At 59.3% G+C, this 24,996-nt stretch carries 19 protein-coding genes; 6 read left to right on the forward strand and 13 right to left on the reverse strand.

Annotation, left to right across the window (positions count from 1 at the left end; genetic code table 11):
* Nucleotides 1-159 precede the first annotated feature (159 nt).
* The gene (locus tag C8D77_RS34875; protein ID WP_109672157.1) at nucleotides 160-933 is read left to right on the forward strand and encodes a LuxR C-terminal-related transcriptional regulator; all 774 of its coding nucleotides are present in this window, start codon (nucleotides 160-162) and stop codon (nucleotides 931-933) included.
* 128 nt (nucleotides 934-1,061) lie between these two features.
* A complete protein-coding gene (locus C8D77_RS34880; RefSeq protein WP_146211866.1) occupies nucleotides 1,062-1,826 on the forward strand; it encodes a Crp/Fnr family transcriptional regulator in 765 nt (254 codons plus the stop codon).
* Between the two features lie 32 nt (nucleotides 1,827-1,858).
* On the opposite strand, the gene C8D77_RS34885 is transcribed toward C8D77_RS34880, so the two are convergent.
* The gene (locus C8D77_RS34885) at nucleotides 1,859-3,043 is read right to left on the reverse strand and encodes an acyltransferase family protein (RefSeq protein ID WP_109672163.1); all 1,185 of its coding nucleotides are present in this window, start codon (nucleotides 3,041-3,043) and stop codon (nucleotides 1,859-1,861) included.
* A 462-nt stretch (nucleotides 3,044-3,505) separates the two neighbouring features.
* Here C8D77_RS34885 and C8D77_RS34890 point away from each other — a divergent pair, with 462 nt between their 5' ends.
* Nucleotides 3,506-5,476 (forward strand): acyltransferase family protein, encoded by a 1,971-nt coding sequence (locus C8D77_RS34890; protein ID WP_170136910.1) that lies wholly within the window; start codon nucleotides 3,506-3,508, stop codon nucleotides 5,474-5,476.
* A gap of 14 nt (nucleotides 5,477-5,490) precedes the next feature.
* Here the strand turns inward: C8D77_RS34890 and C8D77_RS34895 are convergent, their stop codons facing one another.
* Genes C8D77_RS34895 through C8D77_RS34925 form a run of 7 tightly spaced genes read right to left on the reverse strand, consistent with a single transcriptional unit; the run spans nucleotide 5,491 to nucleotide 12,430 of the window.
* On the reverse strand, nucleotides 5,491-6,594 hold the full coding sequence (locus C8D77_RS34895; protein ID WP_109672168.1) for a NeuD/PglB/VioB family sugar acetyltransferase: 1,104 nt from the start codon (nucleotides 6,592-6,594) through the stop codon (nucleotides 5,491-5,493).
* Between the two features lie 6 nt (nucleotides 6,595-6,600).
* On the reverse strand, nucleotides 6,601-7,533 hold the full coding sequence (locus tag C8D77_RS34900; RefSeq protein ID WP_109672171.1) for an alpha-ketoacid dehydrogenase subunit beta: 933 nt from the start codon (nucleotides 7,531-7,533) through the stop codon (nucleotides 6,601-6,603).
* A 3-nt stretch (nucleotides 7,534-7,536) separates the two neighbouring features.
* On the reverse strand, nucleotides 7,537-8,544 hold the full coding sequence (locus C8D77_RS34905) for a thiamine pyrophosphate-dependent dehydrogenase E1 component subunit alpha (protein WP_109672173.1): 1,008 nt from the start codon (nucleotides 8,542-8,544) through the stop codon (nucleotides 7,537-7,539).
* Nucleotides 8,544-9,719 carry a DegT/DnrJ/EryC1/StrS family aminotransferase gene (locus tag C8D77_RS34910; RefSeq protein WP_109672176.1) on the reverse strand — a complete coding sequence of 392 codons (1,176 nt, stop codon included), beginning with the start codon at nucleotides 9,717-9,719 and terminating at the stop codon, nucleotides 8,544-8,546. The genes C8D77_RS34905 and C8D77_RS34910 overlap by 1 nt, the downstream gene beginning before the upstream one ends.
* A gap of 19 nt (nucleotides 9,720-9,738) precedes the next feature.
* Nucleotides 9,739-10,416, reverse strand: a complete 678-nt coding sequence (locus tag C8D77_RS34915) for a PIG-L deacetylase family protein (RefSeq protein WP_109672179.1) — start codon at nucleotides 10,414-10,416, stop codon at nucleotides 9,739-9,741.
* Entirely contained in the window at nucleotides 10,413-11,075 is a 663-nt protein-coding gene (locus tag C8D77_RS34920; protein WP_109672181.1) for a sugar transferase, read from the reverse strand. Before C8D77_RS34920 ends, C8D77_RS34915 begins: the two co-directional genes overlap by 4 nt.
* Nucleotides 11,072-12,430, reverse strand: coding sequence for a polysaccharide biosynthesis/export family protein (locus C8D77_RS34925; protein WP_109672183.1), 1,359 nt, complete (start codon nucleotides 12,428-12,430; stop codon nucleotides 11,072-11,074). Before C8D77_RS34925 ends, C8D77_RS34920 begins: the two co-directional genes overlap by 4 nt.
* Before the next feature lie 219 nt (nucleotides 12,431-12,649).
* Between C8D77_RS34925 and C8D77_RS34930 the strand changes: the two genes are divergently transcribed.
* Together C8D77_RS34930 and C8D77_RS34935 are read left to right on the forward strand one after the other, a co-directional pair.
* Complete coding sequence (locus C8D77_RS34930) at nucleotides 12,650-13,801, forward strand: glycosyltransferase (protein ID WP_281277074.1); 1,152 nt, start codon at nucleotides 12,650-12,652, stop codon at nucleotides 13,799-13,801.
* Nucleotides 13,802-13,867: 66 nt separating this feature from the next.
* Nucleotides 13,868-14,998 carry a glycosyltransferase family 4 protein gene (locus C8D77_RS34935; protein ID WP_109672188.1) on the forward strand — a complete coding sequence of 377 codons (1,131 nt, stop codon included), beginning with the start codon at nucleotides 13,868-13,870 and terminating at the stop codon, nucleotides 14,996-14,998.
* Between the two features lie 21 nt (nucleotides 14,999-15,019).
* On the opposite strand, the gene C8D77_RS34940 is transcribed toward C8D77_RS34935, so the two are convergent.
* Entirely contained in the window at nucleotides 15,020-17,311 is a 2,292-nt protein-coding gene (locus tag C8D77_RS34940) for a GumC family protein (protein ID WP_109672190.1), read from the reverse strand.
* A gap of 251 nt (nucleotides 17,312-17,562) precedes the next feature.
* On the opposite strand from C8D77_RS34940, the gene C8D77_RS34945 reads away from it, so the two are divergent.
* Nucleotides 17,563-18,912: an O-antigen ligase family protein gene (locus C8D77_RS34945; protein ID WP_109672193.1), complete on the forward strand. Its 1,350-nt coding sequence runs from the start codon at nucleotides 17,563-17,565 to the stop codon at nucleotides 18,910-18,912.
* 125 nt (nucleotides 18,913-19,037) lie between these two features.
* Here C8D77_RS34945 and C8D77_RS34950 read toward each other — a convergent pair whose 3' ends face one another.
* The 4 genes from C8D77_RS34950 to C8D77_RS34965 all read right to left on the reverse strand — a co-directional run bounded on the left by C8D77_RS34950 (nucleotide 19,038) and on the right by C8D77_RS34965 (nucleotide 24,992).
* Nucleotides 19,038-20,486: a hypothetical protein gene (locus C8D77_RS34950; protein WP_146211867.1), complete on the reverse strand. Its 1,449-nt coding sequence runs from the start codon at nucleotides 20,484-20,486 to the stop codon at nucleotides 19,038-19,040.
* Nucleotides 20,487-20,505: 19 nt separating this feature from the next.
* Entirely contained in the window at nucleotides 20,506-22,593 is a 2,088-nt protein-coding gene (locus C8D77_RS34955) for a nucleoside-diphosphate sugar epimerase/dehydratase (protein WP_245468798.1), read from the reverse strand.
* Between the two features lie 318 nt (nucleotides 22,594-22,911).
* Nucleotides 22,912-23,760, reverse strand: coding sequence for a sulfotransferase family protein (locus C8D77_RS34960; protein ID WP_109672200.1), 849 nt, complete (start codon nucleotides 23,758-23,760; stop codon nucleotides 22,912-22,914).
* Between the two features lie 17 nt (nucleotides 23,761-23,777).
* Nucleotides 23,778-24,992 (reverse strand): glycosyltransferase family 4 protein, encoded by a 1,215-nt coding sequence (locus C8D77_RS34965; protein ID WP_109672203.1) that lies wholly within the window; start codon nucleotides 24,990-24,992, stop codon nucleotides 23,778-23,780.
* Nucleotides 24,993-24,996: the final 4 nt, after the last annotated feature.

Genomic DNA, 24,996 nt, shown 5'->3' on the forward strand with positions numbered 1-24,996 from the left:
TATATTCACGCTGTGCGTTTTGTCACACCGCCTCTGGAATCTGCAAGTTATTACTAATGCATTAAGGAGGTCATTAAGGAGGTGGGTTTTCGAGGGCGGATTCTCCGTTGGGGTGAATTCCGCTCGTGTTGAGTTGAACCTTTGGGTTGGGGATAAGCCATGACAATCCTGTCAAATACCGATCAGCCGGTCAAAATCGATCTGGCTGCCTATTCATCTGGTGCCAATGTCAATCATGTCGGACCTGCCCCCTTCCGGGGGGAGTTGGAGATCGCGATTATCGATGACAGGCCGCTGATGTGCGACTGCTTCGCCAGTAGCCTTGAGCTCATCGAGCCATCCTTTCGCATCCAGCGTTATCCGACCGTCGAAGCGTTCGACGCCGCCAGTCAAGAGGAGACCGAACGCGTTTCCACCGTCTTGCTCTGTGTCATGTGGTCGAACTCTCAAGCAGACTATCATCTTTCGCGGATTGCCCATCTCAAGGCGACGAGACCATCTCTGGGAATCGTGATGCTGTCGGATATCGAAAGCCTTGATGATATTCTCAAAGCAGTAGAAAGCGGCTCGCGCGGCTACATCCCAACGAGCGTCAGCTTGCAGGTTGCGGCAAAGGCGATTCAGCTTGTCGCCGCCGGTGGCACTTTCATACCGCCCAGTGTTCTCTTTAATTCGGGCCAGGCGATCAAGGACAGCCAACCAGCCAAGCAGCCGCAAGGCGACAATGTTTTCACGTCACGCCAGATGGCGGTGATCGAAGCGTTGCGTCGAGGCAAGGCCAACAAGGTGATCGCGTACGAGCTCAACATGTGCGAAAGCACAGTTAAGGTGCACATTCGCAATGTCATGAAAAAGCTTCGCGCGAGGAACCGGACCGAGGTAGCCTACATCCTTAACACAACGCCTTATGAGGGTGTGAGCATACGGAATTGAGGCATGGCTGCGCCTCGGTCAAGAAGTGATGAGTTTTTTGCCCGCGGCAACGATGCCGGTTGGCGTCAGCAGGCCCTCGATCTAGAGGGCCTGCGTACGACTCGACATTTTGCAGGGGGCAAGGAGAAGTGAAACAACCGTCCGATCGTTTTTCGGCTTCGCAGACGGAGAGGGAGGCCACTCCCGCAGCCGATAGAAACACGTCACAAAACCCGGATCTGAGCGATATCGAGCATTTCCACGCTGTTCGTCCTTCCACGCTGGCCGAGATGAACCGCCGCTGTCACTGGTTCCACCTTGAAGACGGTGATGTCTTGATCCCGGCCGGTGAAAGGGTCGATCGAGTCTTTTTTCTTTTGACGGGCGAGCTTCGCTTCCCTGTCTATACCCGTACAGGCAAGATAGTCTGGCTCCCGTCAGCCCACCAGGGATCCCTCGTCAATGGAGTGGCGTTAAGCGGTGATCTTCTTGTGGTGCCTTATTCGATTGAAGCCGCGGGACCATGCACCATCGCCTCCATCGGAAATCGGGCCTTCCTGGATATTGTCAAGAACGATCCCGAGGCGCTTCAGGCCATCGTCCAAATGTTGGTCGAACGCCAGCATGCGCTTGTCGAGCATATCGTCGAGCTCTCGACGCTCAGCGTTCGATCGCGCGTGCACAGCGAATTGCTGCGCTTATGTGTCGAACATATCGACAATGACGGTTCGGCTGTGATTTCTCCTATTCCCACGCATACGGATTTGGCCAATCGCATCGGCACGCATCGCGAAGCCGTAGCCCGCGAACTCAGCTACCTGCAGAGTGTCGGGATAGTGCTGCGCCGCGCAAAAGAGCTTTATGTGCCCGATTTGTCCCGGTTGACGGATTTGCTGTCCAAGTCTGACGATTAATCAGTTGTGCCATGGACTGCGCAGCGACGGCGTTACCCTCGCGGCCATGCGAATCGTTTGGTCCCTAAGCCAAGCCACGACCGGACTGCATTCGGCTGCGATGTCGAGCGGTAGATCTTCTGACGATAGACGAACTCATAGGGCCATAGCTCCAGGGTGCGGTTCGCGAAATGCGTGAGTATCCACGTGATCGCGCTCGCCACCACAACGAAGGCGCCCATCGAGACGACGACGTTGGCGGTGAAGAGGTGAGCGTGCGAAAAGATGGAGCGGGTCAGAAAATAGGTATAGGGGTGCACTAGGTACAGGCTGTAGCTGACCGTTCCGAAGTAGCGAAGAAGCCGATTGCCGAGAACCAGCGCCGTCAAGCTGTTTCGCGACACCGCAAGGCAGAAGTACAGCGCTGTCGCGGCGACCAGCACTGGCACTTCGGCATTCTGGAAATCGGACCAGTGATAATCGTAGTGGCCGCGGGCGGATAGAAGGACACAAGTTGCCAGGGCCGCGCTCTCGGCGAGCCGATGGTGACCAACACGCACCCATTCATATCGATCGAAGGCGAGTCGGATCAGCCCGCCCGCGACGAAATACAAGGCGATCGGGTATCTGGCGATAAAGAACGCTGCAAGCAGACTCAAAACGGCGATGCCGAGCTTGCTGGGGCGATGAATCGCGAGGAACACGAAGGCGCCGGTAAACACATAGAACCAGACCTCGAAGGTCAGGCTCCAGGCATTCGGCGTCAGCTGCTCTGTGTGGGTGAAAAGATTCAGGAACGTCAGTCCCGCGACAATTGCGGTGAAATTGTTGGTGTCGGGATAAAGGTTCGTTGCGGCGTTCAGCGCGACGTACAGCACGCTGAGAACGAAGAACAGCGGATAGACGCGCAGGAACCGTCGGGCAGCAAACTCACGCGGACTGTAGTGCAGCGCACTCGGAAGGATAACGAAGCCGCTGATGGCGAAGAAAAGGCACACCCCGAAGGTGCCGAAATTCCAGAAGGGGCCAATGGCAGCGACATAGGCCGAATTCGAGGCGTAGATGTGCTCCGCCGTGCCCCCTAGGAGATGCGCGAAGAACACCATCAGCGAAGCAACCCCGCGAAGCCCGTGCGCAGCCACATTGAATGACTTGTCGGAAGTTGGCTTCTCGGAGGCTTCGCGCAGAAAATGCTGCGCATCCGATGAATTCCGAGGATGGGGATGCACAACAGCCATTTGAGCCTCAAATTGGACCCCGCAGACCGCTACCCTACATCAATCCAGGTTTCGCACTGCTTGGGAATTCGAAGGACACCCCTGCCCAAAAGTAGTGGGCTGCCACAGAAACCTTCACCGGATGATCAAATAGCGGCCTGCGGCACCCGACGCCGACGCAGGCGTCATCCTCGTTGCTGGAGAGAGCCGAACCGCAACCCAGGCACCCTGATTGCCTCGAACAGTTGCGCGCGGGGGAAATTCTTCGATCTGCTCGCATCCTGCTGTTCCAGGCGCAATTTAGACTGCAAACCTAGTACGATTTAAGCCGCAGGCTACCCCTTATGGCGGGCGCACATCGGCGCAAGAGTGCCGTTATACAGGATCGGTATGTCACACTCTCAGGCTCATCCGCACAGCCTCGCTGCAGGCGTGATGTTGGACTGTCGAAAACCCTCGCGCCCAGCACCGCACCATACAGCATTGGCGACACCAACCTATCGACCCGACATCGATGGTTTGCGCGCCATCGCCGTCGTTTCGGTTGTGCTGTTCCACGCCGGTTTCACCATGTTCAGCGGCGGGTATGTCGGTGTCGACATTTTCTTTGTCATCTCCGGCTATCTGATCGCCCAAATGATCGCCAGGGATCTGCAAGCGGGCGAGTTCTCGGTCTGGCACTTCTATGAGCGGCGTATACGCCGCATTTTTCCCGCGTTGTTCGTCATGCTGGCAGTCTGTACGCTCGCATGCGCCTTCATCTTCTTGCCCGACGACTTCAGACGCTTCGGTCGCAACTCCGTCGCGACGGCTCTCTTCTCGTCCAACATCGGGTTTTGGCTGAAGACGGGCTATTTTGACGGGGAAACCTACGACCAGCCACTCATCCACACCTGGTCACTGGCGGTGGAAGAGCAGTTCTACATCCTGTTTCCTCTGTTTCTGGCGTCCATTTGGTGGTTGGGCCTTCGCAATGTCCGCTTTCTCCTGGCGAGCGCTGCAGGAATTTCGTTTCTCGCAACTGTAGCGGTGATGCAGTACGACGCTGCCGCCGCCTTTTACCTCACTCCGTTCAGGGCGTGGGAGTTGCTGTTGGGCAGCCTTCTGGCACTTGGAGTCTTCCCACGCCTCGCCAAGCGTTGGCAGTGCGAAATGGCGACGGCGGCCGGATTGCTGCTGATCACGATTGCCGTGCTGAGCTATTCCGATGTGACTTCATTCCCCGGCGTCGCGGCACTCCTTCCATGTGTTGGCGCTGCCCTTGTCATTCACGGAGGCAGTGACGCGAGTTGCTCGCTCACGCGGCTGATTTCAACGAAGCCATTCGTCGGTGTGGGGCTGATAAGCTATTCCCTGTATCTTTGGCATTGGCCCCTGATTGTCCTGGTTGGTTATCTGGCAATCAATGAGCTCGGTTCTCTTCAGTCAGCCGCTCTGGTGGCTGTCTCGTTCATGATGGCGCTCATATCCTGGCGATACATCGAGCTCCCGGCGCGGGCAGCCCGCCGGTTACCGGTCCTGGCTGGGGGCGCTTTGGCCATCGTCGCCGTGGCGATCACCGGCGCAGTCATCTACCTTGATAACGGCTGGCCGACGCGCTTTTCCAAAGATGTGAATGTGTTGTCCAGCTATGCTTTGTCTGCCAACCCTGAAGCGGATGAATGCGCGAACGTGTCGCTTCAGCTCGCTGCAAATTCCCCCTGTACGATAGGCTCATCCGCAAATGCCCGGATCTTTCTATGGGGAGATTCTCACGCGGGGGCGATGTTCGGTGCGATGTCCGACCTGGCCGCACACGGCGCCAGCACGGTCTATGGCGCGACCCCCCGCTGTCCTCCTCTCCTGGGCGTCGGAACGGACCAAAATTGCATCCGAGGAAATGATCTGCGGCTTAGGTACGCACTCAGCCGTCCCGAGCTGAAGACGGTCATAATCGCTGCCAGATGGTCTCTCTACCTCGAGGGGCGCGCGATCGAACTTGGACCAGCAGAACGAAACGGCAATCTGCCGCAGTTGCAGGATCGGGATGGCGTTCAATTCGACCGATTCTCCACCGAGGCGCGCCACGCGTTCGAAACATCTCTAAGGAGAACCGTGGGTCGGCTGCTGCAGGCCGGGAAAAAGGTGGTCATCGTCTATCCTGTCCCGGAGGTGGGTTATGACGTCCCCTCTACGGCTGCCCGGCTCGTTGCGCAGGGCCATGACCTGTCCAGCTTCAATATGCCCGAGGGCCTCTATCGGGAACGACAGCAGATCGCATTTGGCATCTTGAACAGGCTCGGCCGGCATGTCGGCCTCATTCGCATATATCCGACACAGGCACTTTGTCCGCACAATCGGTGCGTTGCCATGATGGATGGCAAACCGCTGTATTTTGACAGCCATCACCTTAGCATTCCGGGTTCCATGACGCTCGTGCCGTTGCTCGCAAGAGCTCTTCGACAAGGCGTCTGATACCGCGATGGGATCTAGCGGAGATGTCGGCGGCCCTGAGCGTCAACGATGGTATCGTCTCCGACATTCGCGGTGATGTGCGCGCCATTGTGGATCAGGCAGCCGGAGCCGATCTGGACGCCCAGCAGCACCGTAGCGCCCATTCCCACGACAGTCATGGTCCCGACGCTCACCGCGCCGGCGAGGATGGCGCCCGGAGTCAGGTGCGCATTGTCCTGCACGATGCTGTCGTGGCAGACGATACTCCCCTGATTGACGATGACGTTGTTGCCGATCGTACAGCGCGGACCGATGCTGGCGCCGGCCAGGATATGGCAGCCATGCCCGATCCTGGTCGCCCTGGAGACGATCGCGGATGGATGGATCACAGGCGGCAGAACGAAGCCCATGGCCGAGGCGCGTTCAAACATTGCTCGCCTCGTCTCGCTTGACTGGGCTCCGCCGATGCCGATGAAGGCGTACCGCGTGCCTTCGGCAAGCAGACGCTCCAGGCTCTCTTCCGTACCGATCACCGAAATGCCGCCGCAGACCTGGTGGCCAACGGGCAGAGCCTGATCGGTACAACCGAGGATGTCGTATCCGGACCCATCGAGAGCATCGATCAAACAGGCGGCGTGGCCGCCGCCGCCGATGATAACAGCCCGCCGCATGGACGCGGATGGGACGACGGACTGCGCTCCGTCCGATCCTGCGGCTATGGCCCCGGATCGGCGGCTGGCCGCCGCGCGCACCTCGGCTTCGCCGATGCGGCCGTTGGAGGGACTGACATCCGCCAGGTCGACCCCGAGTTCGGACGCGGCCTTGCGGGCCTTGGCCGTAATCGCGATCTCGTTGACCGCGATGTCGGCCGGGCTGGCCATTCCGGATGCGGCGTCCGCATTTTCGTTGACGATTTCGCACAGTGTTGAGCCGACAGCGACGAAATCGCCGACGTTGACGTCGAGCCGGCCGATAACCCCTGCCTGGGGGGCCTCAACCTCGACGGCAGCCTTCGTGGTCTCAACGACAAAGAGAATAGCTCCTTGCTCTACGCTCTCACCCTGCACGACCCTGATCTCGATCAACTGAAGATTGTCCTCGTTGGCGTTAACCCGCGGGGCTTCGACAAGCACACTCATGAAAGCTTAGCCCTTCTTGAACAGATCGATGCAGGCCGCCTGGATGGCGTCCACGCCTGGCAGCAGATCATCCTCCCATTCGCGGCTCGAGGGAATGGGGTGGTCCGGTCCGGCCAATGCGCTGAAGTGCCTGACCCGACCGATCAGAGCGCGAGCGCATTCGGACGCGAAGCCCCAGCCGGGAGAGCCTTCCTCCACGGCGACAACGCGGCTGCAGCGGCCGACCTGGCTTAGGACATCCTCGCAAGGAAAGGGCGACAGCTGTTCAACGGCCACCACGGTGGTCGCAATTTCCTCCTCTTCGACGAGCTTTTTTGCGGCGGCAACCGCGTGCTCGACGCAACCCCCATATGTCAGGATCACGATGTCTGCATCCGGCGGGCGTGGAAGGGCGGCTGCGCCGAAAACAGGCCTCGAATACATGACCTTGTTTTCGATAATCAGGTGAGGGGACCGAGACGCGAGGGCCCGATGCAGAAGCGCACCCGGATCCGCATACTCGTGCGTTGCAGACACCGTGAGGCCTGGCACGCCGCAAAAATGCTTTTCCAGACTTTGCGAGTGCGTCGGCCCGTAGCCGCGCCGTCCACCCATGGGCGCGCGAATAATGATGGGCACCTCAACCTGATCGTTGTACATCCAGCGAAACTTGGCTGCGTGGTTGATGATCTGGTCGGCAGCAAGGGCGATGAAATCTCCGAACATGAGTTCGACGATAACAGGCCTGCCCTTGAGGGCCATGCCCGTCGCCATGCCTACAATGCCGCCCTCGCTGATCGGTGTGGTCCAGACACGATCCTGATAGGCCGTGGACAGGCCCTTGGTGACTTTGAAGGCACCGCCATAGGGATCGAGGACGTCCTCACCCATGACCACCAGCTGGAGATCGGCTTCCATAAGATCGTGTAGCGCGCGATTGATCGATTCGACGACGCGCATGGGTCAGCCTCTCGCCATGGCAGCCGCAGCTGCCGATTCGACTGCGCGGTCCACGGTAGATCGACAAAAGGCGTCGATCTCCTCGAAATCCGCGACGCGCTGGCGCATCGGGGGGATCGGATCCCGGGCTCGAGCCTGCTCAAGCCGCAAGGCCGGCCGGGTGTCATCTCCCTTGCTGTGGGGACCAATCCGTTCGGTCCGCAAATAGAGCCAGCACGGGCGGCCCTCGGCGCGGACATAGCCCACAGCCTCTTGGGCAAGCTCACATATTTCGACTGGATCATTGCCGTCATAAGCGAACGTGCGGATGCCGAAAGGTTCAGCTCTGGCGATGATCGACCCGGAAACGGTGAGATTCTTTGGGGTGGTTTGGGCGATTTCGTTGTCCTCGACCACAAAAAGCACGGGGGCACCGAAAACCGAAGCGAGGTTCAAGCTCTCGTAAACGGCTCCCTCTCCCATCGTGCCGTCGCCAAGGAAAACCACTGCCACGGCGCCTTCATCCTTTCGTGCCAGCGCGCAGCCAACCGCCACGGGTGCTATGCCTCCCTGGATCCCATTCGAGTGGAAGTTGCGGAAACACAAATGCTGACTGCCGCCGCGTCCTCCGCAAATACCGGTTACACGCCCCATGATCTCGGCGATCAGGCCTTCGACTTCACCCGAGTAGGCAATGAAATGACCGTGGCAGCGGTGGTTGCTCCAGACAATGTCGCGATCCCGGTCAAGAGCGTTGATCACCCCCACCGCATTGGCTTCCTGTCCAATGGATGTGTGCGTCGTGCCGAACAGGAGACCTTGGGAAAAAAGCTCGAGCAGGCGCTCCTCGACGAGCCGGATGAGGATCATCTGCTGATAGAGTCGGGCCACAGTCGGCAATTCGAACCCGAGCAGCGTCCTTTCTGCTTGAGGGAGGGTAAGGTTCTGTAGTGCTGAAGGCGGCACCAATTTCAGCTCTCCAAAAGAAGACGCTGGAATGTCTCCATCTTTCCGGATCGCAAGCTCGTTCATCAAGCCGCCTCGAGCTGGCGCGAAGCCGCAACAAGGATGGAGCGCGTCGTCGACGCTGCCGCCGTAGTCTCCTCGATCGTCCAGGACGGGTCGACCAGGAACGCGATGCTCGTTTCACCCATCTGCCGCGCGACTGGCAGTCGTTCGGGCGGCGCTACGCCGGCATCCGCGAAGGCATGCTCCAGATAAATCTCGGAGCAGCTACCCGAGAAGCATGGAACGCCGGCCGCATTGACGGCCGCAATCAGCTCGTCCCGCGACCATCCCGAAGACAACATCTCCGGCTTGATATAGAAATAGCATCGGTACCAGGCATGCCTGTGAGCCGGATCGAGCTGGGGCGTGTGTAGCATCGGCAAATCGGCAAGCGTCCTTATCCAGATGTTGGCGTTGCGCTCGCGTTGGCGAACCCAGTCTGGCAGACGTTCGAGCTGCCGCAAACCAAGCACGGCCTGGATGGACGTCATGCGCCAGTTCGTGCCGACGCTGTCGTGCAACCAGCGGAACCCGGTCGGCCGATGAGGGGCAAAGACCACATTGTAGTTCTTGCCGTGGTCCTTCAGGCTCCATGCGGCGAGCCACAATTTCCTGTCGTCCATGGTGACAAGTCCGCCCTCGCCGCCGGTCGTGATGATCTTGTCCTGGCAGAACGAAAACGCCGCAATATCACCGAAGGAGCCGATCGGTCGTCCGTTGTATTCGGCTCCATGCGCCTGAGCGCAATCCTCGATGACCTTGATGCCAGTGCGCTTTGCAAGCTCCATGATCGGCGCCATGTCGCACGGCCATCCGGCGATATGGACGACAATGACCGCCCTTGTTCGCGCTGTTATCTTCGGCGCGATCGTTTCAGCGGAAAGATTGCCCGATGTCGGGTCGACATCCGCGAAGACAGGTGTTGCGCCCGCGAACATGACGCAAGCGGCCGATGCGACGAAACTGCGGGGCGTTACGATGACCTCGTCGCCGGCGCCGATATGGAGGATCTTCATTGCAAGATCGAGCGCGAGGGAACCATTGGCCAGCGCCACCGCATGGCGTCGGCCGAGGCTGCGCGCGTAGGCTCGTTCGAATGTCTTCACATGGTCGCCGGTCCAGGCGTTCACCCGGCCAGACCGCAGAACATCCACAACGTCGGCTATCTGTTCTTCATCGTAAATCGGCCAGCGTTTCATCTTGGAGCACTCCTAGAATTCACATGACATTTCTCAGAAGGACAAAGGCCTCGGCCGCCCTCAGATGGACAGCCGTGCCCCTGACAATCGCCAGCGCCCGTAATGTTTCGATCGAACGCTCGTGCGGGAAATTCTTCATCTGCGAACCGAACATCGACGCAGCTTCGAGTTTGCGGTCGAGTGTCGATTCGATGTCTATGAAGACATTCGGCACGAAGGTCGGCGTGACATAGGGTGCATTCCAGTTCGTTTCCGACACCGTCTCGTAGGCCATGATCGTCCGTGGGTAGTGAGCCTGGGTGGGACGAGCCGCGACCAGCGACGACAGGAAGATCAGTTGGTGATCCATATGCACATCGCCGACGAAGGGGATCAGCAGCGTGTCCGGCTTGACCTCCTGCAGCAGAGCCTGCAACGCCGCGTTGACGGTCGAGTGTGGTGTCTGGGCGATCTGCGCCGCAGGCAGATCAAGCCAATGCGTCTGTCGTACGCCCAAACAGGCATGGGCCGTTTTTGCCTCACAGCGAACCCGTTGCGTCATCTCTTCCGTGAAGGCAGGCGGGCAGCCTCGCGTAACCACTGCAACATGGGCTTCCCCGCCTTCGGCAGCGATCCGGGCTATCGTGCCGCCACACCCCAGGACCTCATCGTCAGGATGCGGCGCGATCACCAGGATTCGACCAAGGGCTGGGCTCATGACCGAACCGTCCCGGCGGGCATCGCCTTCAGAGCGTGATCGACATGGCGGCGGTCAACATGTTCGCCCAACAGTGCCACCAGGACGGTCAGAACCAGTATCTGCAGATCAAGCCACAGGCTGCGGTTGCGCACATACCAGAGGTCAAGCGCCAGCTTTTCATTGTTGGTGAGGCGAGTGTTGCCGTTCACCTGTGCCCAGCCGGACAGGCCGGGCCGGACCGTACTGCGAATGCGCCCCAACTCGCCGAACTCGGCGACGGTGGCCGGAAGCAACGGGCGCGGTCCTATGAACGCCATATCGCCTGTGGCTATGGAGAGAAGTTGAGGCAGTTCATCGATACGGATGGCGCGCATCAACCGAGTGGCAGATGTCTCACGCAAAGCGTCAGGGAGCAGCGCGCCATCTGCATCTCGCCTCTCGTGCATCGTTCGAAACTTGCAGATGACAAAGGGACGAGTTCCCAGCCCGCTGCGAGTCTGCCGGAAGAATAGCGGACGGCCCACACTCAGCCAGACAACCGCGGCAGCCACGATCCATAGCGGCAGGCTGAGAACCAAAAGCACTACCGATGCGATCCTGCTGGGCATCGCCCGGCCGAGCGGCACTCGCGCAGCCCGATCGGCGGGCCGGGCTATCGGATTGCTCAAGCCGATCATTGGGACGGACCGGCCTGGATGGGAGGGGTAGCCGCCAAGGTTGCGACTGGACGGTTTGCCATGTTCAAGGCGTCGTCCACACGGTTTATCGACACCAGGATCGTGTCTCCGGCCGCGACCGGATCGTCGAGGGTGACAACCTTTGTGGTGGTCTGGCCATTTGCCTTGCGGCGGATCTGGTACGTGAACGCGATGGTGTTGTTGGTGCGTGGCTGGTCCAAGGCCAGCGAACTCAATAGCAGGATCTGTTCCTCGGTGGACTCGCGAACCGTGATCAGGCGCTCGATCTCGGAGTTGTGGGTTTGGAGCTCCGTCAGCGCCGTATGGGTCCAGGTCAGGGTGGCATCGTCCAGGTCGCGCTGTAGCTGGCTCAATTCCCGACGCGTCGTCGATGCCTGATTGTAGATTTCGAGCAGATGCGACTGTTGCGTGGTCGTCTCGCGCTCGGCGTTCGACAGGTCTGTAATTGTGACGAGACCTTTTTTGTTGAGCGCCCTGATGCGATCGAGATCAGTTTGCGCCGAAGCGATCACCGTCTTCTGGATTTCCGAAAGCTGTTGAATATTGGCGAGGGCGACGTTCACTTCGTCGATCCCCGCCGTGAGCTGCTTGCGACGTGTGGTCAGCGCGTGTTGGTCTGTTTCAAGTAGACGCTGGTCCGTAGGAAGCAACGTTGCGATCAAACTGGGAGTCAGGAGGCCTTTGACCTTTGGTGGCAGGTCCTGTTCCGAAATCTTGTCGTTGTTTGCCAACTGGGCCTTGATGCGCGCAGCAGCGATTGCTTCCTTGGCGATCTGGACCACGCTTTCGTCAAGAGTTCCGCGCAACCGGGCGCGCGTCACGACGCGGTCCTCGGCAGTGGCTCCGCCAGTCGATTGGCCGCCGGCAAGCGCCACTGCCTGCTCGACAGTCAGTGCTGGTTGATATGGAAACGAGCCCGGCGCCTTGACGTCCCCAAGGACGAAAATTGGACGGAAGCTGACCACCGCCAAGGCTATATGCGGGTCATTGAAGAACTCGCGATCGATGAACGCCTTACGGATATGGTTCAAGGCGTCGGGGACCGTCAGGCCGCCAACCTCGAAGCTGCCGATCAGCGGAATGTTGACTGCGCCATCACTGGCTACCGTCAGCTGTTCGGCAGGGAGCGAATCGTCGATGAAGTCGAACGACACCACATCGCCGACCGAGAGCTTGTAGTCATCGTTCGCCGCGGCCCAGGCAGCACTATGGCAAGCCAGGATCGTTGCAATCGCGGTAACCGCAATCCCTGCAGTCCCTAACGCCTTCACAAGGATACCGACCCAGGCGCCTATCGATCGCCCGCTCCGCGCCGCATTGCAACAAGACGCCATGGAAGCCCACCACAGTAATTTCCTGTGAAGACCCTAGCGACACCTGCGCGAGGACCATGAGTCATACCTTTGGTGGAGCAGTGATAACCTTCGGTCTCGTGCCCACCCAATTTGGCTAACTGGATGTCGGCCGCAACCAACGTATGGTGCGGCTGGATACTGTCGGCCGATTGAACGCTTCCTCGTGACGGAGCGCCGCAGGCAGCTGGGAAGCTTTGCGTGCACACAAGTGTTCTACACACAATCACCAGTCTCGACGTTGGCGGCGCCCAGGTCATGCTCGCCCGCTTTCTTGGCCGGGTCGACCAAAACCGCTTCTCGTCTTCGGTTCTATCGCTGCTTTCACCCGGGCCGTTGGCCGCACAGGTGGAGCATACAAAATCGGGGCTCGTGTCGCTCAGCATGACGGAACGACCGCGGCCGCGCGATGTCGTTCGGCTGACGCGATCAGTAAGCAGGGCCGCCCCTGATCTTCTTCATGGATGGATGTATCACGGCAACCTCGCGGCAACGCTCGGCTCGGTGCTGGGGCTCAATTTCTCGCCGGTAATCTGGAGCATCCATCACACAGTTCGCGATCTCGCCGACGAGAAGCCGTTAACGCGCCATCTGATCCGGCTCTCTGCCCGTCTGTCGGGTCGCGCCAGCGCGATTTCATATTGCTCACGCGTGGCCGCCGACGATCACGAGCGTCTGGGCTTTGATCCGCGTCGGAGGGTGGTTATCCCGAATGGCACGGACTGTGATCAATTCTCTCCCTCGGCCGATGCCGGTTCGAAATTGCGCCGCCTGTTTGGCTTGCCGGCCGAACGGCTGATCATCGGCCACGTGGCCCGGTTTCATCCCATGAAGGACCAGATCAGCCTGGTCCGGGCCATCAGCCGTGTCCTGGCGCAGGGGTACGATGTTCAGGGCGTGTTTATCGGGGAGGGGCATGTCGACGGCCCGGTGCGGGTTGCTGCCCGCGAGCTCGGCATAGACGACCGGATTACAACGCCGGGCATCCGCAGTGACGTTGCCGACCTCATGCCGGGCTTCGATGTCTACGCGCTTTGCTCAGCCTGGGGCGAGGCCTTTTCCCTTGCCGTCGGCGAGGCGATGGCAAGTGGCGTACCGGCGGTGGTCACGGCAGTCGGCGACTCCGGCTGGCTGGTCGGTGACAGCGGAGTGGTCGTCCTACCGGGGGATAGTGATGCACTGGCCGCCGGGCTGATCAGCCTTGTCCGCCTTGAGCCGGCCGAGCGCCGCGCTCTGGGCCAACAGGCGCGTCGCCGGGTCATGGAGAACTTCTCGCTGTCGCTTTACGTCGATAGGCACCTGGAACTCTACGGAACGGCTCTGGGCCGTCGTCGCCATATCTCGGTCCGATAGGAGCGACTGGTGGTTGTTACGCATGCGAATGGAAGAGATCATTTTCCTGCTGCCGGGGATGGTGCGATGCGCCGCAAGCGGATCGTCGTCATCGCCAGTCTGACGCGTTCGCTCGTCAATTTTCGCCTCGAATTGTTGAAAGCCATGGTCGCCGCCGGGCACGAGGTCATCACACTCGCCCCCGATAATGACGAACAAGCCATCGCCAGGCTGGGTGCTATTGGCGTGAGCTTCCAACAGATTCCAATGGCCAGGACAGGCACCAATCCGCTGGCAGATCTGCAAACGCTCAAGGCGCTTTACAGGCTAATGCGCCGCCTGGCTCCGGACATCGTCCTGCCGTACACGATGAAGCCTATCATCTATGGTGGACTGGCGGCCCGGCTCGCAGGAGTACCTCGGCGGTTTGCACTCTTTACAGGGTTCGGCTTCATATTCAGCGGCAGCGTCACCGGATTGCGCGCAACTGTTCTGCGCCGGTTGAGCATTGCTCTCTACCGCTCGGCCTTGATCGGTTGCGAAGCTGTTTTCGCCTACAACGAAGCCGACGCTTCCGACATCCGACTCCATAGGATGGTTTCTGCGAAAACGCCGGTGATCAAGGTTGCAGGTTCCGGGGTCGATCTGACGCTGTTTGCCGCCAGCCGTCCACCGCCGGGGCCGCCCGTCTTCCTTCTGATTGCCCGCTTGCTTCGTGAAAAGGGGATTGCCGAGTTTGCCGCCGCCGCTCGCATCCTGAAGACCAAGCACCTTGCCGCGCGTTTCCAGATTCTCGGGCCATTTGATCCCAGTCCTCTCTCCATCTCGAAAGCCGAAATGGACCAGTGGACCAAGGAAGGAGCCGTGGAGTATCTCGGCGAAACGCACGATGTCAGCCCCTATCTGACCGCATCGACGGTGTTTGTACTGCCTTCCTACTATCGCGAGGGCATTCCTCGCAGCGCGCTGGAGGCCCTGTCGACAGGGCGGCCGATAATTACGACCAACGCACCTGGCTGCCAAGAAACCGTCATCGACGGGGAGAACGGTTTCCAGGTCAATCCGCGAGATGTAGATGCTCTGGCCTCGGCGCAGCGCGCCTTTCTTGAAGATGAGGAGCTCGCCGTGAAAATGGGCGCCAACTCAAGAAAGCTCGCGGAAGAACGCTTCGACGTTCACAAGGTAAACCATACCCTGCTCGAGGCGATGGGACTATAGCCGGTCGGGCCTTCACGACAGTCAAACGGGGAAATAGCGCCGGATCTGCTGCCGTCTCAGATAGGCTTTCCGGAACGCACCATGAGCCTGTTGGAAAGGGTCCACCCGGTTGAACACCCAGCCGATCGATGGGCCGCCGGTGAACCGCAGACGCTCGACGACCTGGGAGAGAGCCTCTTGCGTTGTGCTGTCGCACGCGGCCACGACCACGACAGTGTCCACAGAGGCAGCAATCCTGACTGCGTCCTCCAGAACGAGCATAGGCGGTGCGTCGATGATCACCACGTCGTACTCCAGCCGGAACGCTTCCAGTAATTTGGCAAGCTGGCTGGAGTTGAGGAATTCCGGCGAGGTCTGGTCGTCGGTACGCGGCGCCATCACATCGAGCTGCGGAATTTCAGGCAGGGTTTGGACGATTTCCGCCAGACCGCAATCTCCACGCAAATAGTCATCGAGTGTCTTGCTGGCGGAGCCGAGCCCCATGGAGGTGTGGAGGTGGCGGGTTCGCAAATCCAGATCGATCAGCGCAGTCAAGGCGCCATCCATTCCAGCGGCCATGGCAAGGCCCATCGCTGTCGTTGTCTTGCCTTCCTGGGGCAGGCCGGAAGTGACCAGAACAACATGTTTGACCCGCCCGCCGTTCATCCTGGTGCAGGCACTGTAAAGCGATCGGAAAGCGTCGGAAAAAGCCGACCGTGGTTTTGACAACAGGGTTTCGAGAGGGGGCAGGGCGGGACGCAGGAACTTCCGGGGCAATAGCGGGATCGACGCCAGCAGGGGAACGCGGATCAGCTTCGATACCCGTCGCGAATCCCGTACCCGCCCATCCATGCTTTCAAGTGTCAGCACAAGAATAAAGGCCAGAACAAGCGACGCTGCGAAACCGCCTGCCAGCATCAAGCGAAGCTTGGGAAAGGTAGGGGACGTCGGGATCTCCGCTGTGGAGACGGTTCGCACGCCGGGCTCGACCGCGTCGGAAAACGGGTCGAGACTGCCAAGCTTGCCGGACACAAGGTCGTTGAGTTTTTGCTCGGTCAACAGGTCGTTGTTCAGTTCACGCAACTTGGCTTCAGCCAGGCTCCTTTGACGCAGCTCTTCGTTGGAAGCCTGCAGGCTCTTGGTGAGCTGGTCCACCCGGCCTTCGTCGACGCGCACCTCATTTTCCAGGATTGCGATCGTCCGCAGCATCTCTTGAGAAATCATCGCACGGACGGCGGCAATTTTTGCATCGGCCTCTTGCACCAAAGGATGATTTCGACCGTAGTTGCCGGCAAGTTGCGCGCGATCCCTCGTTGCCGCCGCTTCGTCGTTGCGCAGGGTCGTCAGGAAGTCGGATGAGAGCAAGGGATCGACGCCGGCCCCTGTGTCGCCGTTCTTGGCCGCAAGCCTGACCTGGGCGAGGCGCGCCTGCGCTTGCGTGTACTCACCTCTGGCGGTGCTGAGCTGATCGTTGGCCTGCTGGATCGAGGCGCGCAGCAGATCATCGCGCGGATCGCTGGAAACGCCGTGTTCGCTCGCATATTTGGCGATCTGGCCTTCTATCGCAGCAATCCGCGACGCAAGCTCGGTCGATTGCTGTCGCAAAAAGCCGACGGCGTCCTTGATGTCCTGCCGCTTGTTGTCACGAGACCATTCCACAAACAGCCTAGCCGTCGCATTGGCCACATTGGCTGCCTTCACTGCGTCATCGTTGACAAACGAGATTGTCATCGCCGCGCTATCGCCGGAGCGCTGGAGTGACAGGCTTGCCAGATAGGAGGTAATTGCGCGGTCCTGCTGAACAGCCTTGTCCGGGAGAGACGTATCCTGCGCGTTGGCGCCGGTGACAACAGCGAGCATCTTTTTCGGTATCGAGACAATCAAGCCGACCGCTTGTGACAGCACTCCGGTTCCGGAAGTCCCACTGGCGGCTGGCGGTAGATAGGTGTTGAAGTCCGAATCCTCGATCAGGTCCAGCCTGTCGACGACCAGGCCGGCAAATACGCGAGAGGTGATCAGATCCTGTTCGGTGTCCATTCGCGACTTGTCGGGCTGTTGGTTGGGCTGCGTCTGCGTGCTGCTGTCAAGCGGGTTGGCATCGCCGGTTTCGACAACGATCATGGAATTAGCCGTATACGTCTTGGGAAGTTCGAGGGCGGCGACAAGCGCAAGTGCGGTGACACCAATGATGATCGCGATGATCAATCGGAGGCGTCTACGGAACAGATCGTAGAGCTCACGAACGCCGAATGATCGTTCCTCCAACGGCTCGGGCGAATCCTGAAGGGATGGTCCCAGTCGGTTCCACACACTGTTTTCGTCTATCAAGCTCACAGATCGCGCCCCTTAGATTTGTCTTTGTCGGTCTCGCCAGGTCTTCCAAAGCGGAGTTTCGAGACAACCCAAGCGACAAGTTTCTAACATGGATGCGCGGATGCCAGCGCGTTCAAGAGGCTTAGCCGCGGCAACGCTATTATCCGAAAGGATAGCGTGATTGGCCGGGCGCCCATCTTGGCAGATACACCGAACTGCCTGTCGATGAGGGCTGGTGAAAAGAAACTCTCAAGTAGATTTCAGGAGTGAGGATGAATCACGCCGGGGTTCCTCGCGGGTACTGGCCAAAGCCCGACCGCAGGCCGGTTGCTGCGTCGTTGTCAATGGCGACCGGAAGAGTTGAATTCTGGCTGGCCATGGCCTCCGTCTTTCTCACTCCCTTCAACATCCTCCGTTTCAACGCATTCTATTTTACCGCCAGCGATGCCTTCGCTCTCGCGGCTGTTTTTGCGGTTGTACTCGGAAAATCCTTTCCGCTTGCCCCCCTGGCAGCCGGGACGTTTCTGTGGAACACCGGGATCGCGCTGTTGTGTGGCATGCTGCTGCTAAGCAGCATGCTCGTCGGAGATCCCCAGCGAGGCTTCGTCATCTCGGCGCAATATCTATACGCCTACTTCCTCCTGACCTTCATGCTCATGTCGCGCCCCTGGGCCGAAACCGTTCTCTTGATAAAAGCGTTTATCAGTTCGATCGGCTTGATGTGCCTGCAGGGCATAGTGGTGATCAACGTCCTCAAGGAGGGACATGGCTCGATCTACGTCAGCGGCAATGGCCGTTTTGTCGGATGGGTCGAACGCGAAAACGAGTGCGCGTCGCTGATTGCGCTCGCGGTTCCCCTGTTGTTGTGGCTGGTGGTCTCGGGATGCGCGCGGCCTCGCTGGGCCTGGATCGGAGTGCCGCTCTTTGCCTATGGCATTGTTCTGACTGGATCCAATACCGGCCTGATTGGCCTCGTCTTCGCGCTCACCGTCTTCGTTGTCATGACGGGCTCGTGGCGCCGGATCATCTTGTTGACGGTGTCGTCACTCGCCACGTTCTTTATCGCCGTCACATGGGGCAGCGACTTCCTGCCGCCCATCTTCCAGCGCCGCGTGCTGAACGCATTGCAGAATGGCGACATTGATGAGGCTGGTACATTTGCGGACCGTATGCGGCTTATCAAGGAGGCCATTGGAAAAGCGGACAGCAATTCGCTGCTTGGTATAGGTGCTGACCAGTATCGATGGGTCAGCGAGCTGCATGCTCCTGTCCACAACACCTTTCTCTTGATATGGGTCGAGGCAGGGCTGCCTGGGTTGATCGGCTTTCTGCTCCTGCTGGTAGCCGGCATAATGGTCGGGATGCTCGCCGCCCGGGTTCGCGAAGGACGGGTATCCGCCATTTGCACGCTGACGACAGTCCTCCTCTTCGCGGCGTTGGCCAATGCGCTGCCACATCTTTACGGTCGTTTTTTTGTCGTGCCCCTCCTGCTTGGGATAGCGCCCAGTGTTGCAATTTTGCGCGAGGGCCCAGCTCCGCGAACGGTCGCACGCTTCCTCAAGCAACTTCGACGTGCTCGCTCGGGGCGGAGTCTTTCGCAACCCAAAAGTAGAGGCATCTAGGATTTCGGGTCGCTCTTCACATGGCGCCAAATGCCCCGAAAATTGTCCATCAGCTCAGACCAAATGGGCGCTGTCGGCAGACCTGGTCAGGATCTCCCATAGCAAGAGCGAGCGACGTGCAGAAGCTACTTCCCCGATGCTGACGCTTCCGGGGAGATAAAACGAGCGAGAGCGAACACGCCGTCGACAAAGTCTTCTCCTTGGATAAACCGATCCTCAACCCAGCGTCCCTGGTCATCCTGGCTATCGATGAGTTGACGCACCTTCGAACTCAGTTCGTCAGCGCTCAACTCATCCGCGGCACTGATCCACAGCTGCTGATGGGAAACTGTCAAGCCGTGCTTGGCAAGCTCCAGCCGGGCGAACACCGGCTCGATCTCGGCACCAGTTTTCATGCCGTAATGTTGCCAGAGGTTCTTGTAATCGAAGGTCACCTGGCCACCATCATCAATGTAAAGCGGCCGATTGGTGTTGAGTTCGTAGAAACGTGCCCATCTGCCGTCGGGCAGGCGCGCCGCTTTCAGCCAAATGGCCGCGGACACCGCCGCGTCAAGCAACCGCGCATCCTTGTCTTGTTCGTTCAACTCGATCAGGTAATCGATATTGCCGGCGGTTTCGCGCGAGACGACGCCTGGCGGCTCGAACTTGCGGCCCCAAACCGGCTGCATGGAACGATCGTACTCCTGAGCCCAACCCTGTTGTGGCGCGGGCAACTGGGCTGCAAGGAGAAAATCACCGACCTTCTCCGCCGCCTTGAGATATGCGGGATCATGATATGTGCGGTAGGCGTTGAGAAAGAGACGACCCATATCGCGGGGGAGATTGTCGTTGACGATGAAGTAGGGCGGGCGATCAGGCTTCTGCCACTCGTGCGACCAACTGGCGGGGATACTCGCCTTGGCTGCTGTCTCTACGTCCGCACCAGGCGCGGATCCTGTGAAGAAGACTGGAAAGGCCCCATTCGGGTACTGCACTTTCATCAGTCGATGGAGCGCCTTGTCGATGCAGGTACGGACGTCCGGATCCGAACCGCCGCTCGTCTGGTCGAACCACATCAGGAAATTGAGCACGCTCTGTGTGTTGTTGTCGTCGAGTACGGTCTCGTTGCGATGCGGATTGTCCTTGATATCGTGACAAGACTTCCCGCTCACCTTCAGTGCGCGGTAGCACCATGTCGCCGCCTTTTGCGGGTCGGTCTCGATCTTGTAAAACCATCCGCCGGACTCCAGCTGCGTATTCACCAGGGCCGTTGCCACAAGCTGGGCAGACTGAAGCCATTGCTTGTCGCCGGTAACCTCGAAAATGCGCAGGAAGGCAGCTCCGACTGCCGGTGTGCCGGGCGGCTGCACCCAGCCGATGCTTGCGGGCACGGCCCCGCCTTCGCCCACCCTCTTTTGGCCATCAAGCGAATATTTCCATACATAGGTTCCTGCCACACCGAGGTGATCGCGGAAGTAGGCGCCCGCGCGCTCGATCGCGCCTCGTGCCTCGACCACGGTCGGTTGAGGTCCGCCAGCCAGTGCAGTACCGCACGACAGCGCGACAAACAGAACCGGGGCAAGATGTTTTAGCACCACAGCGCCTCCACCGGCATCAAGCGGCCGCCTCGCGTGGAGGCGGGGTCGCCTTGGGCGAACCGACTATCACATGAGGCACGAATGGCGCTGACGTCGCCACCACAGGCCTTGCTTCTTCTCTGCGGTAACTGGGAAGCAGCTCGGCAATAAGGCTCAGCACGCCCCCAGTGTCGCCAGCTCTCGCCAGGCGGCGCAATTGCGAAAATGCCTTGCGAAGCGTGTCAAGCGGCACCGGGTTGGGCACAGCACCCAAGACCCCGGAAATCGGGACGTCGACACGCCTTTCCCTTTCGTCGAAAAGTTCCTCGAACAGCTTTTCTCCGGGCCGGCATCCCACAATCTTGATCTTGATGTCTTCATCCGGCCGAAACCCCGCGAGCTTGATCATGCGGCGCGCCATGTCGATGATCTTGATTGGCGCTCCCATGTCGAGAACGAAGATTTCGCCCTGTCCCAGGCTCTTTTCCAGGCCATGGGCCGATGCCTGCAAGGTGAGCTCGACCGCCTCCCTTATCGTCATGAAGAAGCGCTTCATCTCCATGTCGGTTACAGTCAGCGGGCCGCCGTGGGCGAGTTGGCGCTTGAACAGCGGGATCAGCGATCCACTTGAGCCCAGAACATTGCCGAAACGAACGGTCATGAAGCGGGCGGGGGTGTCGCTGGCGACAAAAGCGAGGTCCAGGGACTGGCAATAGAGTTCAGCCAGACGCTTGGTGGCGCCCATGACGTTGGTCGTGTTCACAACCTTGTCCGTAGATATCTGGACCATTGCCTTTGCACCGCAAAGGCGAGCCGCCTCTGCGACGTTCATTGTCCCGATGACATTGGTAAGAACTCCCTCACAGGGATTCAGTTCGACCATCGGCACATGTTTGAGCGCCGCCGCATGGAAGACCAGGTCGACGCCATGCCGTTGGAAGATCTCGCCCAGGCGAACAGGGTCGCGCACGTCACAGATATATGGCTTCCGGCGCACATTCGGGAATTTCTCCGCCAACTCCAGATCGATGGCGTATAAATTGTATTCGCTGTTATCGATCAGGATCACTTCAGCCGGACCAAGCGCGGCAATCTGCTGTGTAAGTTCGCCACCGATCGAGCCGCCGGCGCCAGTCACAACGATGCGACTGTTTTCGATCATGCGCGACAACGCCCCCTTATCAAGCACCGCCTGCGGCCTTTCCAGCAGGTCGGTAAGTTCGATCGGGCGCAATTCGAAGCGACTCTCGTGTTTGGGATTGCGCAGTTCCAGGACGGGGGCAGGGCGAGAGACAGCGATGCCCAGACGTTCGGCCCGGTCGATCAGCGCTTCGAGCGTCGGATCGACAAGACCAGGCACTCGTTCAGTGAAGATCACGTGCCGGGGCTTGATACCGCGGCCCTCCAGATCGCTAATCACCGCGTCGAAATCAGCGATGTCGCCCAAGATCGGCACGCCACGTAGAAAATAGCCCTCCGTGGCCGCACCTTTTTCGAGCAGGCCGACCGGCCAATGGCGTGCATCCGGGTCCCGCTGCAGCGCGCGAATGTAAAGATCAGCCGCATCGCCTGCACCGATCAGCAGGACAGGGACCATGTCGCGTCCATTCTTTGCTCTGCTCGCGGCCGGGCCAAAGCGGCTTACTTCAAGGAGCTTGGATCGGATTCGAACCGAGATGAGCAGCGGCACGAGCAATAGAACCTCGATCACCATCACCGAGCGCGGGATCGAATCGAGCCGTGTTGCCACAAACATCACAAACACGAAGGCGAGCGATGCGACTATTACCGCGCGAAGGATACCGAGCATGTCGCCGACGGAGGCATATCGCCAGTTGCGCGTGTAGAGGCAAGTCACCGGGAAGACCACGGCGCATGTAAGCAGGAAACAGGGGAGGGCGAAAAGCAGCGAATGGTAGCTTTCCGGACTGGTCGCTTCTCCGTCAAGGCCCAGTCGCATGAATGAAGCAAACGACAGGGCCGCGACCGCCATCGCCAGATCAAAGACATAGAGATGAAGATTCTTGCCAACGGCCTTGGCGCGCCCGATTACCCGTCGACGCAAGTACGACAGAACATGAACAATTGTGCGCGGTTTGCTGACAAGACGGCCGAGAGCGATCACGGTGGCTATCAAGAGGGATTGGCCGCCGAGTGGACCTACTGCCTCAAACGGCTGATCTAACTGACTCATCCTGGGACCTCGACAAAGCTTAGCCGCCGCGCACCAAGAGGGCGCGTCAAGATACGCGGCTGTTTGAACTCGTAGACATAAATCCACGCCTGCCGCTCCCTTGTTCATTCAAGAACAGGTTGGCCTGCGATCGTTCGGACTAGAGGCTACGATGTTATGGTTGCTATGGAGCGCTTTGCTCGCTTTTGACGCAACACATGCTTTTGTGCATGGAGTACCTATCAGAACCGCAAGCGGAACTTTTCCGAGTTAATCCAAAGAGGTACTTCCGCCAGTCTGGACCAGCCAGCCGGACAAGTCCCGCCGCACCAGTGTGCCAAGCTGCTCGACATCGGCTGCATAAAAGTCAACAAGCTGGGATCGCAGCTTTGGGGTGAAAGGCGGATAAGCAATCCTTCCGGCCAGGGCACCCCGTGCTGCTCCGAAGAGCGAACTGTTCCGGAAGGGGCGAACCAGAGGTTTCAACGGCCTCATCATCTTGCGCAGTTGCGGGCCAACCATAGCTTCGCTGCGGTCCTTCACCTTCTTGGCCACAGGCGGGGCAATTTCGCTCGCCGGGAGGCCTAAAAACTCCCTAACCCTGCTTAACTGCTCAGCAGGCTTTGCGACCGTTTCCTCGAAAAACAAAACAAGGAGCCGATCCTTCGGATAAAGGTCCAAATACGCCTGCAACTGTGCGCAGTAGAGGCCGCCGGCGAGAAAACGCCCAGGCGAACTCCTCCCCACGTCAAGGTAAGAGTCTATGTCGCGGTCCACCTCGCCGCGGCGGAAGAGCATGCAGTAGTCCGAGTATGCACGTTCGACCGGATTGCGAAGCTGCACGATCAGCCTGACATGAGGGAGCAGTCGGTGAACACGTTGCGGTGCCGATGGCGTATCCAGGTAGGAGTTCGACTTTTCGCCGATCAACTGTCCAGGACCAGTTTTGTCAAACTGGCGGAAATACCAGTCGTCACCACGGTCGTAGTGGCGACTGAAGTAGTGCAACTCCGGGTCCGGCATGCTGACGGCCGGATCGGCCTGTAGCGACTGCTGCAGCCAGGTCGTGGCGCATTTTGCAGCGCCGATAATTAGGAAGTCGATATCCTCTGCCTGCATTGTCGAACCCTCTTGGATCACTTCTCACCTATCGTACCGCACGCCAACCTGGCCGTTGCCCGGGCGTTCAGCGCTTCCCCGTAGACTTCCATGACCCTTTCGACGTGTTGCTGCGTGCCATAGGAAAAGCAGGCTTGCTTCCGGGCTGCCTGGCTGATGCGTGCCCACAGTGGCGGGTCCGAGAGCAACCGCCACAGCGGCTCCATGAAAGCTTTGGTGTCTTCCGGAGCGACCAGAAATCCTGTCCGCCCATTCTCGATGGCTTCCGGATTGCCGCCATGATTGGTCGCAACCACCGGCGTGCCAAGAAACATCGCTTCGATCAGCGTTCTTCCAAAGGGCTCCCCCATCGCGGGAACGACCAGGACATCCGTTGCCGCCAAGAACGGCTCGATGGGGCTACGAAAACCCATGAAACGCACGGTTTGATCCAGCCCGCGCTCGACGCAAAGCGTGCGAGCAGCCGATTCAAGATCAGGCGAACCTGCCGGCGAGTTGCCGAACACGCAGCCGACGATCGGAATTTGCGGATGCTCGCGTAGGAAACGTTCAATGATGCTGATGAAGAGAAGTGGCCGCTTTCGTTCGATCAGACCGCCAATGAAACTGAGAACCCGTGTGCCTGGTGCGAGGCCGAGCTCTTCCAGAAGCGTGGCCTTGGCTGCGGCCCTGTCAGGAATGACCGATGGATGATCGAAGGGACTATGGATAACGCTGAGGCGCCCATTGAAGGATCTGATCGGATGCTTCGGCCGCGAGAATCGCGACACTGTCACCATGCGATCTGCAATCAATGGCCCAAGAATATTGGCACCCTTTGCATCGGGATCGCCGCGATGATGCCAAACCAGCCTGGCGCCCGCAAGCCGTGCCGCAATGCCCCAGTTGATATGCGTTCTCCCATCATTGGTATGGATGATGTCGAACCTCTGCTCTCTGATAAAACGGCTCAACTGCGGTAGCGTGCTGGTCAGATAGGTGGCGACACCGCCCAAGGTTGTTCCTTTCGCGGGCAATGTTGTCAAAGGAGGTAGACCCATGAAGGGTTGGCTCTCCCGTTTCAGAAAGGCTGCGAGCGGCCCCATGGTTTCCTGCAGCACCAAAACCGGAACGACCCTTGAGGTGTCGAGATTCTGGACGAGCTTAAGTGCTGAGATGTGACTTCCGCCGACATCGTCACCAACAAATGGAAAGCAAACCCGTATCGGCTCTTGGCCAGTGCCGTCACTCATCGCC

Origin of the sequence: Mesorhizobium loti (genome assembly GCF_003148495.1) — a bacterium.
GTDB lineage: Bacteria > Pseudomonadota > Alphaproteobacteria > Rhizobiales > Rhizobiaceae > Mesorhizobium > Mesorhizobium loti.